The organism is Sulfurospirillum tamanense, from assembly GCF_016937535.1.
GTDB lineage: Bacteria > Campylobacterota > Campylobacteria > Campylobacterales > Campylobacteraceae > Sulfurospirillum_B > Sulfurospirillum_B tamanense.
In genome coordinates this window covers 1-947 of the sequence record NZ_JAFHKK010000063.1, presented here as the reverse complement: position 1 = coordinate 947, position 947 = coordinate 1, and the positions used below count along the sequence as shown (strand labels likewise).

Below are 947 nucleotides of genomic sequence, written 5' to 3'. Positions count from 1 at the left end.
AGTGGTGGACCCCATTTCCAAACAACATGCTAAGATAACATTTACCATGTAAGGAGCATAGAAATGGGAGCAGCTAAACGCAAAGTCCATTCACCTGAGTTTAAAGCCAAGGTAGCCCTTGAGGCCATTAAAGGAGAGAGTACTCTCTTGGAACTAGCCAGTAGATTTGGTGTGCACGCCAACCAAATCTCCAAATGGAAAAAAGAAGCCCTTGAGGGAATGAGCGCTATCTTTTCAGGAAAGCACACCACTCAAGATACTGTGCATGAAAAACAGATAGAAAAACTCCATGCCAAGATTGGCCAACTCACGGTGGAGCGTGATTTTTTAGAGAGAGTCTCCAAGCTGTGAGCAAGGCGCGGAGACAAGAGATGATCGTCGCAGACGATAAGTTGCTCAGTATTGCTAGCCAGTGTACATTGTTAAGCATTAGTCGTAGCAGTGTTTACTACACGCCCACAGGAGAGAATCCTCTGAATCTAAAACTGATGAAACTGATAGATGTGCAGTTTTTAGATACCCCATGGTATGGCACAAGACAGATGGCGCGTTATCTTCGAAGAGAGGGATATAACGTAGGACGTAAACGGGTACGCAGACTCATGGGTAAAATGGGACTAAGTCCCATCTATCAAGCACCTAGAACAACCCTGCCTAATCCTGAACACAAGATTTATCCCTACCTTTTAAGGGACCTAGAAATTACCAGACCCAATCAGGTGTGGTGTACGGATATCACCTATATTCGCATGCAAAAAGGGTTTTTGTATCTTGTTGCTGTGATGGACTGGTATTCAAGAAAAGTACTCTCGTGGAGAATTTCAAATACCATGGATACAGACTTTTGTATTGAGGCTCTGGAAGAAGCTATAGAAAAATACGGAACACCTGAAATCTTTAACACCGATCAAGGCAGTCAATTCACAAGCCAGCGTTTTACGGGCGTA

General features: G+C 43.8%; 1 pseudogene. It reads left to right on the top strand.

The annotated features are described in order from the left end of the window. Nucleotides 1–63: 63 nt before the first annotated feature. Nucleotides 64–947, top strand: a pseudogene (locus JWV37_RS12615) (IS3 family transposase); the annotation flags it as partial.